The sequence below is a fragment of the Streptomyces sp. NPDC003691 genome, from assembly GCF_053981115.1.
In genome coordinates, this window is sequence record NZ_JBSFNQ010000002.1 from 25,880 (window position 1) to 41,599 (window position 15,720).

General features: G+C 74.3%; 14 protein-coding genes. 5 read left to right on the forward strand and 9 right to left on the reverse strand.

The genetic code is table 11. The features are described 5' to 3' along the window. The first annotated feature begins 27 nt into the window (after positions 1-27). Positions 28-930, forward strand: a complete 903-nt coding sequence (locus ACWDR0_RS01230) for a pseudouridine-5'-phosphate glycosidase (protein WP_456349498.1) — start codon at positions 28-30, stop codon at positions 928-930. A 290-nt stretch (positions 931-1,220) separates the two neighbouring features. Next, positions 1,221-2,111 (forward strand): carbohydrate kinase family protein, encoded by an 891-nt coding sequence (locus ACWDR0_RS01235; RefSeq protein WP_456349499.1) that lies wholly within the window; start codon positions 1,221-1,223, stop codon positions 2,109-2,111. 410 nt (positions 2,112-2,521) lie between these two features. Here ACWDR0_RS01235 and ACWDR0_RS01240 read toward each other — a convergent pair whose 3' ends face one another. Further along, on the reverse strand, positions 2,522-3,178 hold the full coding sequence (locus ACWDR0_RS01240) for a uridine kinase (protein ID WP_456349500.1): 657 nt from the start codon (positions 3,176-3,178) through the stop codon (positions 2,522-2,524). A 133-nt stretch (positions 3,179-3,311) separates the two neighbouring features. Here ACWDR0_RS01240 and ACWDR0_RS01245 point away from each other — a divergent pair, with 133 nt between their 5' ends. Next, the gene (locus ACWDR0_RS01245; RefSeq protein WP_456349501.1) at positions 3,312-3,845 is read left to right on the forward strand and encodes a hypothetical protein; all 534 of its coding nucleotides are present in this window, start codon (positions 3,312-3,314) and stop codon (positions 3,843-3,845) included. Positions 3,846-3,879: 34 nt separating this feature from the next. Here ACWDR0_RS01245 and ACWDR0_RS01250 read toward each other — a convergent pair whose 3' ends face one another. The 3 genes from ACWDR0_RS01250 to ACWDR0_RS01260 all read right to left on the reverse strand — a co-directional run bounded on the left by ACWDR0_RS01250 (position 3,880) and on the right by ACWDR0_RS01260 (position 9,470). Then, entirely contained in the window at positions 3,880-5,181 is a 1,302-nt protein-coding gene (locus ACWDR0_RS01250) for an SWIM zinc finger family protein (RefSeq protein ID WP_456349502.1), read from the reverse strand. Continuing rightward, positions 5,178-8,189: an SNF2-related protein gene (locus ACWDR0_RS01255; protein WP_456349503.1), complete on the reverse strand. Its 3,012-nt coding sequence runs from the start codon at positions 8,187-8,189 to the stop codon at positions 5,178-5,180. Before ACWDR0_RS01255 ends, ACWDR0_RS01250 begins: the two co-directional genes overlap by 4 nt. A 303-nt stretch (positions 8,190-8,492) precedes the next feature. Next, entirely contained in the window at positions 8,493-9,470 is a 978-nt protein-coding gene (locus ACWDR0_RS01260; protein WP_456349504.1) for a slipin family protein, read from the reverse strand. A 152-nt stretch (positions 9,471-9,622) separates the two neighbouring features. Between ACWDR0_RS01260 and ACWDR0_RS01265 the strand changes: the two genes are divergently transcribed. Then, complete coding sequence (locus ACWDR0_RS01265; protein ID WP_456349505.1) at positions 9,623-9,931, forward strand: DUF6343 family protein; 309 nt, start codon at positions 9,623-9,625, stop codon at positions 9,929-9,931. Positions 9,932-9,953: 22 nt separating this feature from the next. Here ACWDR0_RS01265 and ACWDR0_RS01270 read toward each other — a convergent pair whose 3' ends face one another. From ACWDR0_RS01270 to rpsA, 5 genes are all read right to left on the reverse strand, one after another. Beyond that, positions 9,954-10,379 carry a tetratricopeptide repeat protein gene (locus ACWDR0_RS01270; RefSeq protein ID WP_456349506.1) on the reverse strand — a complete coding sequence of 142 codons (426 nt, stop codon included), beginning with the start codon at positions 10,377-10,379 and terminating at the stop codon, positions 9,954-9,956. Between the two features lie 95 nt (positions 10,380-10,474). Next, positions 10,475-10,864, reverse strand: a complete 390-nt coding sequence (locus tag ACWDR0_RS01275; RefSeq protein ID WP_456349507.1) for a hypothetical protein — start codon at positions 10,862-10,864, stop codon at positions 10,475-10,477. A 109-nt stretch (positions 10,865-10,973) separates the two neighbouring features. Then, complete coding sequence (gene coaE, locus ACWDR0_RS01280; protein WP_456349508.1) at positions 10,974-11,582, reverse strand: dephospho-CoA kinase; 609 nt, start codon at positions 11,580-11,582, stop codon at positions 10,974-10,976. Between the two features lie 129 nt (positions 11,583-11,711). Next, a complete protein-coding gene (locus tag ACWDR0_RS01285) occupies positions 11,712-12,650 on the reverse strand; it encodes a PAC2 family protein (protein ID WP_456349509.1) in 939 nt (312 codons plus the stop codon). A 197-nt stretch (positions 12,651-12,847) separates the two neighbouring features. After that, complete coding sequence (gene rpsA / locus ACWDR0_RS01290; protein WP_456349510.1) at positions 12,848-14,338, reverse strand: 30S ribosomal protein S1; 1,491 nt, start codon at positions 14,336-14,338, stop codon at positions 12,848-12,850. 385 nt (positions 14,339-14,723) lie between these two features. Between rpsA and ACWDR0_RS01295 the strand changes: the two genes are divergently transcribed. Beyond that, positions 14,724-15,617, forward strand: a complete 894-nt coding sequence (locus ACWDR0_RS01295; RefSeq protein ID WP_456349511.1) for a class I SAM-dependent methyltransferase — start codon at positions 14,724-14,726, stop codon at positions 15,615-15,617. Positions 15,618-15,720: the final 103 nt, after the last annotated feature.

Sequence of the window (15,720 nt, forward strand, 5' to 3'; positions counted from 1 at the left end):
CGGCCTCCCGGTGCCAGGGATGGGGACATGGTGCTCATGGAGGTTTCCGAGGAAGTCCGCGACGCGCTCGGCGCCGGGCGGCCGGTCGTCGCGCTGGAGTCCACGATCATCGCGCACGGTCTGCCCCGGCCGCGGAATCTGGCCGTCGCGGCCGAGCTGGAGGAGATCGTACGGTCGCAGGGTGCCGTCCCGGCGACGATCGCGGTCCTCGCGGGCCGGGCGCGGATCGGGCTCGACGGCACCGAGCTGGCCCGGATCGCCGACGGGGACGGGGTGCGCAAGCTGGGCCGCCGGGATCTGGCGCCCGCGCTGGCGGCGGGCGCGGACGGGGCGACGACCGTATCGGCGACGGCCTTCCTCGCCGCCCGGGCCGGAATCCGGGTCTTCGCCACGGGCGGCCTGGGTGGAGTGCACCGCGACTGGACGCACTCCCAGGACGAATCCGCCGATCTGCCGCAACTGGCCGGGACGGGGATCGCCGTGGTCTGTGCGGGGGTGAAGTCCGTGCTGGACGTTCCGGCCACCCTCCAGCGGCTGGAGACCCTCGGGGTGGCGGTCGTCGGCTACCGGACGGACCGCTTCCCCGGCTTCTATCTGACGTCCTCCGGCGAACCCGTCGACTGGACGGTGCGCTCCCCGGAAGAGGCGGCCGCGGTGATCCGGGCCCGGGAGGAGCTGGGCGGCGCCCCGTCGGCCCTGATCGTCGCCAATCCGGTGCCGGAGTCGGAGCAGCTCGACCCGGCGCTCCACGACCGGGTGCTGGAGGAGGCCCTGGACGCCTGCACCGAGCACGGCATCACGGGCCAGGCCGTCACCCCCTTTCTGCTGGACTTCCTCACCCGGCACACCGCGGGCGCCTCGCTGGAGGCCAATGTGGCTGCCGTACGCGGCAATGTCCGGCTGGCCGCCCGGATCGCGGCGGCGCTGTGACGCCCGGCGGCCCGGACCGCCGAAGGCCCCCGCCCCTGCCTCTGTACCCGGCCCCGGCCCCGATCCCGGAACAGGGCCGGGACCCGGACCGGGACCGGAGTACGGCCGTGGCGGCGGCCACGGGCGGCAGTCCGGCCGGTACCGGGGTGCGTTCCGCCGGGGCCGGGCCGGGCGGCGGGCGGACTCCGCAAGAGGCCGGGGCGGACCCCCGGCTCCGGCCCGGGCCAGAGGCAGAGGCAGAATCCGGGGCCGGGTCCGGGGTCGGGTCCGGCGGGCCGAGGGGGCTGCTGGTGGTCGGTGACATCGTCACGGACGTCGTCGCCCGGCATACCGATCCGCTCTCCCCCGGGACGGACACCACGGCGCGGATCCGGATTCTGCCGGGGGGCTCGGGGGCGAACACGGCGTGCTGGGCGGCCCGTTACCGGGGGCCTGCGGGTACGGCCCCGGAGGTACGGCTGCTGGGCCGGGTGGGGCGGGCCGACGCCGCCTGGCACACGGAGCGGCTGCGGGCGGCCGGGGTCCGTCCGCTGCTGGTCCCGGACGGCGCCGTACCGACGGCGACCGTCGTCGTCCTCGTCGACGCGGGAGCCGGGGCCGAGCGGACCTTTCTGACCGACGGGGGCGCGGCCCACCGCCTCGGCCCGGACGACTGGTCGCCGTCGCTGCTGGACGGGGTCGGCCATCTCCATCTCTCCGGCTACCTCCTCTTCCCGGGCCCGGGCGCCCGGCTCGTCGAAGCGGCCCGGGAGTCGGCCCGTGCCAGGGGGGTCACGGTGAGCGTGGACCCGGCGTCGGCGGGGTTCATCGCCCGCCGGGGCGTCGACTCCTTCCTCTCCGCGCTCGACGGCACCGACCTCCTCGTGCCCAATGCCGACGAGGCCCGGCTGCTGAGCGGCGTCCCCGACGCGGCGGCGGCCGCCGCGGCGCTGAGCCGCCGTTTCCCGCTGGTCGTGGCAACTCTCGGCGCAGCCGGTGCGGTGGTGGCCGAGGGCGGTGCGGTCATGGCCCGGGTCCCTTCTCCGGCCGCGGAGGCCATCGACTCCACCGGCGCGGGCGATGCCTTCACCGGCACCTTCCTCGCCGCCCGCCTGTCGGGCGCCGACCCCGTGACGGCGGCGGCCGAGGGCTGCCGTGCGGGCGCGGCGGCGGTGGCCCTGCCGGGCGGCCGCCCGGCATAGGGACGCCGGAAGCCCCCGGAGCTCCGGGGACCGGACCTTCCGGCCCGCCTCGGCCGTACGGAGCGCACCCGGACGCCCGGGCGATCCCGGAGGCCCAGGCGATCCCGGAGGCCCCTGGTGTCCGGAAAAGCTCCGACGGGCCCGGGCACGGGCCCGTGAACGGCCCGCGGACGGCCTGGAAACGGCACCGCCGTACGGCTTCGAAGGATCCGGACGGCGGCCCGGAAACGGCACCGCCCTACGGCTTCGGAGGACCCGGACGGCCCGGCCGCTCCCGCAGGCCCGACACCACCGGTCATCACCGGGCGCTCCGCGGGAGCCCGGCGGCCGTGGCGCCGGCCCACTCCGGCAGCGGTCACCGGCGCGCTTTCCGGTCACCACCCCCGGGGCAGTCCGGCGGCCCGGCCCCGTCAGCCCGGGGCGCCCCGGGCCGGGTGGCGGGGATCGTCCGCCCGTACCGTGATGTCGGCCGTCTCCTCCGGCCTCACCTCCTCCTCGTATCGTCGGAACGCGGGCAGCGTCCACTGCTCGGACCGCTCCGTACGCCGTCGCAGCGCGGCCTGCGACAGCCTCAGATGGACGGTCAGGTCGAACGGGAACCCCTGGCCCAGCAGGAACGGGCCGTGCAGCAGGAGCACTCCGCCGCGCGGCAGTTCCATCCGGGGGCTGCGGGTCGCCCGGTCGGTCGCCGGATCCCGGAGATCGGGCAGCACCCGGCCGGTGCCGCCGGTCTCCAGGGGCCCGAAGACCTCCCGCCACAAGGCGCCCGTGTCGAACCAGTCCGTGTAGTACACATCGGGGTCGTCCCGCCCGAACTCGTACCGCAGGGACGCGGGGCGCAGAAAACCGCCCGTCCCGACCACCAGTCCGCGCCGCCCGCTCAGCCGCAGCGCTTCCGCGATCCGGACGGCGAACTCCCCGCCTCCCGCGGCGGGGGCCCCGTCGATACCGATCCGCACCCAGGGGCCACCGGCCTCCGCCGGGCCGGTCAAGGACCCGGCCGCCAGGGCCCGGTCGGTGACGGCTTCGGTCAGCCGCTCCCAGGTGATCGGTTCGAACCTCTCCATCAGTTCATCATCGTCCACGGCGGCCGTCGAGCCCCTTGGCGACTACTCGCCAACGTGTTCGCCCTCCCCAGGCAGCGGCCCCGGGCGGGGCCGTGTGGGCCATGACCCGCGGAGAGTGGGAGAGTTCTCCGTCATGACGGACCGCCCGCTGCTGCTCCTCGACGTCGACGGCCCCCTGAATCCCTTCGCGGCCCGCTTTCCCCGGCTGCGCGGTTACACCAGCCACCGGCTGCGGCCCGCCGTATGGCTGGCGCGCCAGACACCCGGCTCCTCCCGGCACCGGCGGGGGCTGCGGGTCCGGCTGAACCCCTCGCACGGTGCCCGGCTGGCCGGGCTGCCGTACGAGCCGGTGTGGGCGACCGCCTGGGCTCAGGACGCCAACACCCTGATCTCGCCGCGGATCGGTCTGGCAGGCGATCTGCGGGTGGTGGAGTGGCCGGTACCCGCGGCCGCCGACCCGGGCGGGCTGTGCTGGAAGACGCGTCCGCTGCTGGAGTGGGCGGCCGGGCGGCCGTTCGCGTGGGTCGACGACATGCTCACCGAGCTGGACGCCGCCCATGTCGCCGAACACCACGACGCCCCGGCGCTGTTGCTGCGGATACCGCCCCAGCGGGGGCTGCGGAAGGCGGACTTCGCCCGCCTCCGGTCCTGGGCCGAGTCCCTCTGAGGGGCCCCTGGGAGACCGTCCTCCCGGGCCGGGATCAGCGGCCGAGGAGCGCGGTGGCCACCGCCACCGGATCGGCGTCCGGGCCGCCGCGCGGCCACCACTCCTCGCGCCCGGGGTCCGATTCGTACCCGTACCACAGCCCGTCCCGGCCGAGGCGCAGTTGCGCGGCGGCGGCCGACAGGCTGTTGCGCCGGGGCCGGAAGCCGGGGAACCCGGCGGCCACGAGGGCGGGCCCGGCCCGGTCGAAGGGGCCCGCAGGCGGGTCCCAGGGGTCCTCCAGCACGGCGAGGGCGGCCCGTCCGCCCTGGCGCCAGGCGGCCACGGCCCGGGCGAGTGCGCCGGGGGTGCGCCCGGTGGCCGCGGCCAGATCGCGGTAGAGGGTCCGGCTGGAGGCGGTCAGGCCCGCGCCGGGGTGGGCCGCGGCCAGCCGGACCGTGTCCTGCCACTCCGTGAGCCCGGCGACCGGGTCGGTGCCGGTGGTCAGCAGGGAATGGGCCCGGTGGACCGCTTCGGTCGCCAGCAGGTCGAGGCCGAGCGGGTCGGGGGCGCCGGGCAGCTCCGGGCAGACGGGCGGTCGCCCCGGCAGCGGCGGCGCGGGGAACGGCGGAGGCAGCACACCCGGGCGGCGGGAGTGCGCGGCTTCGGCGGGGACGGTCGGCAGGGGCTCCGGGACCGGCGCCCCGCCCGCGGAGGCAGGGCGTCCGGCGGCCGAGCCGCGGGCATGGCGCAGAGCCAGATCCGCCAGGATCTCCCGCTCCCCCCTGCCCCGCAGGAGGAAGAGCGCGAACGGGTCCCGGTCCAGCAGCGCGGCGGTCCGGTAGCAGAGGGCGGCGGCGTGTTTGCAGGGGAAGCCGTCGTCCGGGCAGGAGCAGTCGGGGATCAGATCACCCGATCCCGGCAGCAGGTCGACGACGGCCGCGAGCGCCCGGGGCACGTCCCGGTCGAGGAGGGCGGCGAGGTGTCCGGGCCGGGCGGCGGCCGTATCGAGGAAGTCCTCCCACTCGCTGTCGGCCAGGGTCCGCAGCCCGACCCGGGTGCGGTACGGGCGGGGCCGGCTGCCGTGGACATAGGCGGTGATCCGGCCGGGGGTGACGGTGATCGCGTCGACCAGGCCGCGGTTCGCGTACGCCCGGCCGCGGGCCAGCCGCGCGGTGTCCAGCGCGCTCTCCTCCAGCGCCCGCACCCAGGCTTCGCCCCACCAGCTCCGCGCGGCGTTCCCGTCGGGCAGGAGTTCGGCGGCGGGGTAGGTGCGTCTGCGGTCGTCGGCGGACGGCGGGGTGCGCCCGGCCCGGGAGCGGAGCGCGGCCTGCCGGGGACCGGTGGTCGGCGGGGTCACGTTCTCCTCCGCAGGGATACCAGGTCGGCGATCTCACGGTCGGTCAGTTCGGTGAGGGCGGTCTCGCCGGAGCCGAGGACGGCGTCGGCGAGGGCCCGCTTGGCGGTGAGCATCGACGCGATGCGGTCCTCGACGGTCCCTTCCGTGACCAGCCGGTGGACCTGCACGGGGCGGGTCTGGCCGATGCGGTAGGCGCGGTCGGTGGCCTGTTCCTCCACGGCCGGGTTCCACCAGCGGTCGAAGTGGACGACATGGCCCGCGCGGGTGAGGTTGAGCCCGGTGCCCGCCGCCTTGAGGGAGAGGACGAAGACGGGGACCTCGCCCTCCTGGAACCGGTCGACCATGCGTTCGCGTTCGGCGACGGGCGTGCCGCCGTGGAGCAGTTGCGCGGGGACGCCACGGGCCGCGAGATGGTCCATCAGCAGCCGGGCCATGGTCACGTACTGGGTGAAGACGAGGACCGAGCCGTCCTCGGCGACGATCGTGTCCAGCAGTTCGTCGAGGAGGGCGAGCTTCCCGGACCGGCCCGTGAGCCGGACCGGGCCAGCCGCCCGGCCCGCCGCCCGGGAGGGGCTCGCGCCGCCGTACTCCTTCAGATACTGCGCGGGGTGGTTGCAGATCTGTTTGAGGTCGGTGAGGAGCTTCATCACCAGGCCGCGGCGGGCGATGCCCTCGGCGGTGCCGATGACCGCCATCGCCTCCCGCACCACCGCCTCGTACAGCGAGGTCTGTTCCCGGGTGAGGGCGACGACATGGTCGGACTCGGTCTTCGGCGGCAGCTCGGGGACGATGCCGGGGTCGGTCTTCCGGCGGCGCAGCAGGAAGGGCCGGACGAGCCGGGCGAGCCGTTCGGCGGCGCCGTCCTCCTCGCCCAGCTCGACGGGGCGCGCGTGCCGGGCCCGGAACGCCTTGAGGGGGCCCAGCAGTCCGGGGGTGGTCCAGTCCAGCAGGGCCCACAGCTCGGAGAGGTTGTTCTCGACGGGGGTGCCGGTGAGGGCGACCCGGGCGGGTGCGGGGATCCGCCGCAGGGCCCTGGCGGTGGCGGAGTACGGGTTCTTGATGTGCTGGGCCTCGTCGGCGACGATCAGGCCCCAGGGCTGTCCGGCGAGCCGCTCCGCGCTGCTGCGCATGGTGCCGTACGTGGTGAGGACGAAGCCGCCTGGCGCTTCGGGCAGGGTCCGGCCCGCACCGTGGTAGCGGTGGACCGGGGTGCCGGGGGCGAACCGTTCGATCTCGCGCTGCCAGTTGCCGAGGAGGGAGGCGGGGCAGACGACCAGGGTCGGCTCGGGCCGGGCCCGGTGCAGGTGGAGGGCGATCAGGGTGATCGTCTTGCCCAGTCCCATATCGTCGGCGAGACAGCCCCCGAGGCCCAGCGAGGTCATCCGGTCCAGCCAGGCCAGGCCGCGGAGCTGGTAGTCGCGGAGCGCGGCGGCGAGGGCCGGGGGCTGGGGCACGGGCTCGGGTCCGGCGACGATCCGGTCGCGGAGGGCGGCGAGGGCACCGCCCGGGACCGCCTCGACGGTTTCGCCGCCGACCTCGGCGGTGCCGGTGAGCGCGGCACTCAGCGCCTCCGCGGGGCGCATCAGCCCCAGTTCGCGGGCGCGGGCCTTGCGGACCAGGGCGGGGTCGACGACGACCCACTGGTCGCGCAGCCGCACGATGGGCCGGTGGGAGGCGGCCAGTTCGTCCATCTCGCGTTCGGTCAGCGGGTCGTCGCCCAGGGCGAGCCGCCAGTCGAAGCGGAGCAGTTCGGCGCTGTCGAAGAAGGGCGTCCCGTCGGTCGCGGAGCCGGGCGCGGGTCTGACCACGGCCGTCGCCGTCAGTCCTCGGGCCAGCTCGCGGGGCCAGTGGACGGCCACCCCTGCCGCCTCCAGCCGGGCCGCCCCGGGGCCCAGCAGGTCGTACAGCTCCTCCTCGGTCAGCGCGAGGACGTCGGGCACGTCCCGGTCGAGCAGGGCAGCGAGCGGGGGCCAGGCGCGGGCCGCCTGCCGCAGCGCGAGGAGCGTGTCGATCCGGGCCCGGGGACCGAAGCCCGGGCCGGCTTCGCCCGCCCAGAGGCGGGCGGCGTCGGTGAGGAGTGTCGGGTCGCCGAGGCTGTGGACCTGCACCACGGCGGCGCCCGCCCGGCGGAGATCCTGACCGGCCCGCCGACCGCCGGTGCCGTAAGCCGTATCGCCGGTGCCGTTGACCGCAACGCCCGCGCCCTCCGTGCCCGGCCCGTCGGCGACGGCGGCCGTATCGCCCAGGACGTCCCTATCTGCCTGGTCGGCCGTGTCGAAGAGCCGGAAGGCGGAGAGGTCGAGACGGAGGGAGACCCGTACGCCCGCGTCCATGCCCTCGGCCGTCCGCTCCGCCCAGGCGCGGGCGCGGGGCAGATGGTGAGCCGCGCGGGCGGCGAACGGGCCGCCCGCCGCATGGGCCGCGGCGGGGGTCCTGGGCAGGGTGTCGGCGACGGCGTCGAAGAAGGCCCGCACCAGGGCCTCGGGGTCGGGCAGCGCGAGGGGCCCGGGGCCCGGCACGACCGACGCGTACGCCTCGCAGGGCATGGCGGCGGCGATCGCCCTCAGCTGGGCGATGTCGGCGGCGTCGAGCGGGCCGGCGCGCCAGACGTCGTGGTCGCCGGCGGTCAGCCCCGGCAGCAGTCTGCCGCGCGCCACGAGGTGCAGGGCGTGCAGCGCGGCGGCGCCCCAGCAGGCGGCGGCCGGGTGGGCGGCGGCGAGCCCCCGGGCCCGGACCAGGGCCGGCAGGGCGTCGGCGACGGGCAGCAGCAGCGCGGGGACGGTACGGCTCCGGGCCACCGGTGCCGCGGGGTCGCCGGGGACGGGCACGGCGACCGTGAGGGTGTCGGCGGTGCCCGGCGGAGGATCCCCTTCGGGCGCCCAGAACGCGATCCGGCCCTCACGCGGCAGGGCGCCGGGCAGGAAGACGGCGGCCCAGGCGGGAGACGGCACCGCAGTCGGGGGCGGCGGTGCCGGTACGGCTGGTCTGGACGCGGTCGCGGATGTCATCGGTCACCTCCTGCCCTGGTCGCCGTACTCCCGGATGCTGTCGTCTCCGACGATACGGGTGGGGTCTGACAGCGGGCCGCCCTCCCGGCTCCCGCCCCTCGTACGGGCGGCCCGCCCCCGTACCTCCGCGGGGCCCGCTGCCGCTCCCCTGAGCGGCGGCGGGCCCGGCGGGCTCAAGCGGCGGCGGCCGGGGAGCGGCGGGGGCGGCAGTACGGCCACGGCGCCGGGCGGTACGAGGTGCGGGTGGCACCGGGTACGGGTCGCACGAGGTACGGGCGCGACGCGATTCGGGCGGCACGGGGGTCAGGCGGCCGGGGGCAGCTTCGGCGGTGGCGGTTCCGGGGCCCCGGGGAGATCCGGGTGCGGTGGTTCGGCGGGCGGGGGCGTGACCGCGTGCTCCGGCGGGACCGGCGGCCCGGTCCCCGGCAGCGCCGACGGCGGCGGTGCGGACGGTCCGACGGCCGGTGCCGCCGGGTCCGGCCCGGGCCCCGGGGCGGCGGGTGGTGCCGGATGGTCCGCCGGCTGCGCGGCCCGCTCCAGGAAGCGCAGCAGTTCGACGGGGAACGGCAGGACCAGGGTGGAATTCTTCTCGGCCGCGACGGCGACGACGGTCTGGAGCAGCCGCAACTGGAGCGCGGCCGGTTCCGCCGACATCGCTCCGGCGGCCTCGGCCAGCTTCCTGGACGCCTGGAGTTCGGCGTCGGCGTTGATCACCCGGGCCCGCCGTTCCCGGTCGGCCTCGGCCTGCCGCGCCATGGAGCGTTTCATCGCCTCGGGCAGGGAGACGTCTTTGATCTCCACCCGGTCGATCTGGACGCCCCAGCCCATGGCCGGGCTGTCGATCATCAGTTCCAGGCCCTGGTTGAGCTTCTCCCGGTTGGAGAGCAGATCGTCGAGATCGCTCTTGCCGATGATCGAACGGAGGGAGGTCTGGGCCATCTGGGAGACGGCGAAGCGGTAGTCCTCCACCTCGATGAGGGCGTCCGTGGCCTCGACGACCTTGAAGTAGACAACGGCGTCGACGCGGACCGTGACATTGTCCCGGGTGATGCCCTCCTGGGCCGGCACGGGCATGGTCACGATCTGCATATTGACCTTGTGCAGCCGGTCGACCAGCGGAACGATCATGGTGAATCCGGGTCCCCGGACCCCGCCGTGCAGCCGTCCGAGCCGGAAGACGACGCCCCGTTCGAACTGTTTGATCACCCTGGCCGCGGCCGATGTGTAGACCGCTATCCCGGAGGCGGCGGCCAGCACGCCGAGCACCAGCTCCTCGACCATCGGGGCACCCCCTTCCGGTACGCCCGTTCCCTCCACGGTATGCCCGCGGGAAGGCCGGGGCGAGGGGCCCGGGGAAGCGTGCCGCGGTCCGGCCCGCCGTACGGCGGTACGGAGCGCGCCCGGGTGCATGCTGGAGGGGAGAAGGAGAGGCGATGCGTACCGGCAGTGAGCCGGTGACCGCACGCAGTCCGCTGCGGATGCGGTTCTGGCTGAGCATCTGGGGTCTGGTCTGGGCCGGTGGCGGCCTGGCCGGCTTTCTGCTGACCGGGCACCCCAAGTGGGCGGCCTTCTGCGGGGTGCTGCTGCTGATCGTCGTGGTCGATCTGGTCGTCGTGGTCCGGCATATCCGGCAGGGCCCGCATTTCCAGCCCGGCCGGGACATACCGCCGTACGAGCCGGTGCGGGAGGAGCACCGTCCGGGGCACGGTGGGCCGGGGCACAGTGGGCCGGGCGGCCCGTGAGGCCGCGGGCGGGCGGCGCGGCTCAGCTTCCGGGGGTCCCGGGGTCCGGGCCGCCACCGTCCGCCGTCCGGTTCTCGTCCTTCCGGTTCTCGTCGAAGCGGGCCGCCTCCAGGTACTCGGGCCTGGGGTCGAGTGCGGCGGCCAGTCTGAAGTGTCGTTTCGCCTGTTGCGGGCGGCCGGACCGCTGGAAGGTACGGGCCAGGGCGAAGTGGGCGAAGGCGTTGTCGGGTTCGCGCTCCAGCACCAGCTCGAATTCGAGTTCGGCCGGGCGCAGTTGGGCGGCGGCGAAGAAGGCTCTGGCGCGCAGCAGGCGGGCGGCCGTGTTCTCGGGGTGGGCCGCGATGACGGAATCCAGCAGTTTCACGGCACCGCGGGGGTCCCTCGCGGCGAGCAGCTGCTCGGCCGCGCGGTAGTCGATGACATGCGTGTGCGGATCACTTGTGGGCACGGTCGAATCCTTCCCCTCGGCCGCACGTTTGCAACACCGGCCGTGCCGGAGCTATTCCGGGAGGCGCGGACCGGCCGGTGCTCAGCTGCCGGTGCTCAGCCGCCGGACCGCGGCAGGGCGGCCGTCAGCACGGCCGCGGCGATCACGAGGAGCAGTCCGGCGAGGACGAAGGAGGCGTCCAGTCCGGTGCGTTCCCGGCCGCGGACGACGACCTCGCGCGGGTCGCCGGGGTCGTAGGAGATCGTCACGGTGCCTCCGGCGGGCACGGTGGGCAGCGGTACCGGTGACGGGATCTCGACGATCCGCCCGTCGCCGGTCTCGTACTCCAGCAGGTGCCGTTCGGCGCCGGGCGGCGGGGGCTTCACCAGGGCGGTGGCCGTGCGTCCCGTACCCCGGATCCGGCGGGTCCGGTGCAGCCCGTACCCGCCCGCGAGGACGGCAATCAGCCCGCCGAGGGCGGTGAACGCGGCGAAGACGGTCGGCATCGCGCCGATGCTAGCGCCCGGCGTACTCCGCGGCCCGCGCCGTGCCACGCGGTTTGACGGGCCTCTGACGGGTCACTGACGGGCCTTTGACGGATGGTGTGCGGGGCGGTCAGCCGGACATGGCGGCGGCCCGGCGGTTCAGTTCCGCCCACAGTTCGCGGACCCGGGGTTCGAGTTCCTCGCGCGGACCGTCGTTGTCGACGATCAGATCGGCGACCGCGCGCCGTTCCTCGGGGGTGGCCTGGGCGGCCATCCGGGCCCGGGCGTCGGACTCGGTCATGCCCCGGTGCCGTACGAGGCGGTCGAGGCGGGTCGCGGGGGCGGCGTCGACCACGACGACGAGGTCGTACCGGGACGCGAGTCCGTTCTCGGCGAGCAGGGGTACCTCGTGGACGACGACGGCGTCCGCGGGGGCCGCTGCGGCCAGTTCGGCGGAGCGGGCCGCCACCAGGGGGTGCACGACGGCGTTGAGCGCGGCGAGCTTCCCGGCGTCGCCGAAGACGATCGCACCGAGCCGGGGGCGGTCCAGGGTGCCGTCGGGCCGGAGCATGTCGTCGCCGAACTCCGCGACGACGGCGGCGAGCCCTTCGGTGCCCGGCGCCACGACCTCCCGGGCGATCAGGTCGGCGTCGATGCGCACGGCGCCGTACGACTCCAGCAGCCGGGCGACTTCGCTCTTGCCGGCGCCGATTCCGCCGGTCAGGCCCACAGACAGCATGGGCAGCAGCTTAGGTCATCCGTCCGCGGGCGCGGGTGCCCGCCGGTCGCGGCCGTACGGACGGGGTCGTGTCCGGGAGGGAATCGGATACGGGAGGGAGCGGGCCCGCCTCACGGCCGCCGCAGCGGCTCAGGACTCGCCCTCCCGCTCCGCCAGGAACCGCTCGAACTCCAGCCCGATCTCGTCGGCGGACGGCAGATCGACCGGTTCGGCGACCAGATTGCCGCGGCTCTCGGCCCCGGCCACCGCGTCGTACTGGTGCTCGAGCCCCTGGACGAGAGCCGTCAGCTCCTCGTCGCCCTCGCGGATCTGGCGCTCGATCTCGTTCTGGGTGCGGTGGGCGGCGGTGCGCAGGGCGTGCGCGACTCCCGGCAGGACCAGCCCGGTGGCGGCGGTGATCGCCTCCAGGGCGGTCAGTGCGGCGTCGGGATAGGCGGACCGGGCCACGTAGTGCGGTACATGGGCGGCGACGCCGAGGACGTCCTTGCCGCCCTTCATCAGCCGGTACTCGACGAGGGCTTCCGCGCTGCCGGGGACCTGGGCCTCGTCGAAGGGGCTCTGGTGGCCGGGGGTGAGGTCCGTACGGTTGCCGTGGGGGGTCAGCCCGACCGGGCGGGTGTGCGGAACGCCCATGGGGATGCCGTGGAAGTTGACCGAGAGCCGGACTCCGAGGCGCTCCACGATCTGGGCGACGGCGGCCGCGAACAGCTCCCACTCCACATCCGGCTCGGGGCCGGAGAGCAGCAGGAACGGCGCCCCGGTGGCGTCCTGGACGAGCCGGACCTCGATGGCCGGGACCTCGTAGGCGGTCCAGCGGTCGCGCCGGAACGTCAGCAGGGGACGGCGGGCCCGGTAGTCGACCAGCCGGTCGTGGTCGAAGGCGGCCACCAGCTGATGCGGCAGGGTGGCCAGCAGATGGTCGACGATCTGCTCGCCGGTCTCGCCCGCGTCGATGTAGCCGTCGAAGTGGTACAGCATGACCAGGCCGGCCGACTCCTGCGCGAGCGCCATGTCGACGACGGCGAGACCCTTCGGGTCCCATGTGTACAAATCCTGCGGATCAGCCACGATCACCGCTCCTCCTCGTGTCTGTCCGAACAACACGAGGTGACGTACGGGCATTCCCCCGGTACGGATCGAACACGCCCGAACCGCGGGCCGGATGAAGCAGGGCGGCCCGGTGTGCCCGGTCCCGGATACGCCACCAGGCCCGCCCCCGGAGGGACGGGCCTGGTGCTTCAGCCGTGGTTCAGCAGGTCAGAGCCTCAGCTCTGGCCGCCGGCCAGCTTCTCGCGCAGAGCCGCGAGGGCCTCGTCCGACGCCAGGGCGCCGGAGTTGTCGTCCGACTCCGAGGAGTACGAACCACCGGTCGGCGCGGCGGCCGGAGCGGCGGTGCCACCCTCGGCAGCGGCGGCCTCGTCGGCCTCGCGGGACTTGATGACCTGGGCCTGGTGCTGCTCGAAGCGCGTCTGCGCCTCGGCGTACTGGGTCTCCCAGGCCTCGCGCTGGGTCTCGAAGCCCGCCAGCCAGTCGTTGGTCTCCGGGTCGAAGCCCTCGGGGTAGATGTAGTTCCCCTGGTCGTCGTACGACGCGGCCATGCCGTAGAGGGTCGGGTCGAACTCGACCGACGCCGGGTCGGCACCGAAGGACTCGTTGGCCTGCTTCAGCGACAGCGAGATCCGGCGACGCTCGAGGTCGATGTCGATGACCTTGACGAAGATCTCGTCGTTGACCTGGACGACCTGCTCCGGGATCTCCACGTGGCGCTCGGCCAGCTCGGAGATGTGGACCAGGCCCTCGATGCCCTCGTCGACGCGGACGAACGCACCGAACGGAACCAGCTTGGTGACCTTGCCGGGGACGACCTGGCCGATCTGGTGGGTGCGGGCGAACTGCTGCCACGGGTCTTCCTGGGTCGCCTTCAGCGACAGGGAGACGCGCTCGCGGTCCATGTCGACGTCCAGGACCTCGACCGTGACCTCCTGGCCGACCTCGACGACCTCGGACGGGTGGTCGATGTGCTTCCAGGACAGCTCGGAGACGTGGACCAGACCGTCGACGCCACCCAGGTCCACGAAGGCACCGAAGTTGACGATCGAGGACACCACACCGGACCGGACCTGGCCCTTCTGGAGGGTGGTGAGGAAGGTCTGGCGGACCTCGGACTGGGTCTGCTCCAGCCAGGCACGGCGGGACAGGACCACGTTGTTGCGGTTCTTGTCCAGCTCGATGATCTTGGCGTCGAGCTCCTTGCCGACGTACGGCTGGAGGTCGCGGACACGGCGCATCTCGACCAGGGAGGCCGGGAGGAAGCCGCGGAGGCCGATGTCGAGGATGAGACCACCCTTGACGACCTCGATGACGGTACCGGTGACGATGCCGTCCTCTTCCTTGATCTTCTCGATGGTGCCCCAGGCACGCTCGTACTGGGCGCGCTTCTTCGAGAGGATCAGGCGGCCTTCCTTGTCCTCCTTCTGAAGGACGAGGGCCTCGATCTCGTCGCCGACCTTGACGACCTCGTTCGGGTCGACGTCGTGCTTGATCGAGAGCTCGCGGCTCGGGATGACACCTTCGGTCTTGTAACCGATGTCGAGCAGGACCTCGTCCCGGTCGACCTTCACGATGACGCCGTCGACGATGTCGCCGTCGTTGAAGTACTTGATCGTCTCGTCGATCGCGGCGAGGAAGGCTTCCTCGTTACCGATGTCGTTGACCGCTACCTGCGGAGTGGCGGTGGTCTCGGTGCTGCTCGTCATGTGGGAAAGGGCTCCGGTACGGACATTGAAGTCGTAGGTACTGCTACGCCGGGAGCCCCGTATCGCAACCTGCAATAAGCCGAACAGCGTGGAGGCGCCGACCGGGCCGGCGATCCGGGGGCTGGGAAGCTCCCGGGAAACCGGCCTCCGTCTGGAGGCACCTCGTGAACCGAGGGGACATACATCACAGATGCGAGCGGCCTGCTCGGTCTGAGGCGCGCAGGCTCGCAGCGCAACTTGTAGCATACGGGGGCAGCCGGAGGCGGTCAATGCGCGAAGGCGCACACCGGGGGCGGAACGCCCCATACCCGGCGCAACTGAGGTTTGCGGAGGCCGTTATGGCCGCCGGTCGGCACTCTGAACGCAAACTACAACGACGGTGAACATGAGCCAAGACGTCCGAGGTCCCGCACACCCGTCCGGCGATCCGGGGGCCCGCCGGGCCCCGGGAGCGGCGGACCCGGCAGATCCGGCGGAGGCGCCGGACGGAGAGGCCGAGGCCACCCGCCGTGACGCCGGCGCCACCGAGAGCAGCCGGGCGAACCGGGGCTGGTGGGACCGGAACGCCGACGAGTACCAGCACGACCACGGCGCGTTCCTGGGGGACGACCGTTTCGTCTGGGGCCCCGAGGGTCTCGACGAGGCGGACGCGGGACTGCTCGGGCCGCGGGAGTCGCTGAAGGGGCTCGACGTCCTGGAGATCGGGGCCGGCGCCGCGCAGTGTTCCCGCTGGCTCGCGGCGCAGGGCGCGCGGCCGGTGGCGCTGGACCTGTCCCACCGGCAGCTCCAGCACGCGCTGCGGATCGGCGGCGGGCTGCCGCTGGTCGAGGCGGACGCCGGGGCGCTGCCGTTCCGGGACGGCTCCTTCGACCTGGCGTGCTCGGCGTACGGGGCGGTGCCCTTCGTCGCGGACCCGGCCGCGGTCTTCGCCGAGGTCCGCCGGGTGCTGCGGCCGGGCGGCCGGTGGGTGTTCTCGGTGACGCATCCGATCCGCTGGGCCTTCCCCGACGAGCCCGGGCCCGAGGGGCTGAGCATCGCCGCCTCCTACTTCGACCGCACCCCGTACGTGGAGCAGGACGACGAGGGACGCGCGGTGTACGTGGAGCACCACCGGACCCTCGGCGACCGGGTCAGGGACGTGGTGGCCGGCGGCTTCCGGCTGGTGGACCTGGTGGAGCCGGAGTGGCCCGCGTGGAACGACCAGGAGTGGGGCGGCTGGTCTCCGCTGCGGGGGAACCTGATCCCGGGCACGGCGATCTTCGTCTGCGCACGGGACTGACGCAAGGTCCGGCAGGGGGTCCGGCACGGGGTCCGGCACACGGGACCGATTCGTCATATCAACAGACCGACGGGTGGCGGCGGTGGACAACCGGCCGCCCGCC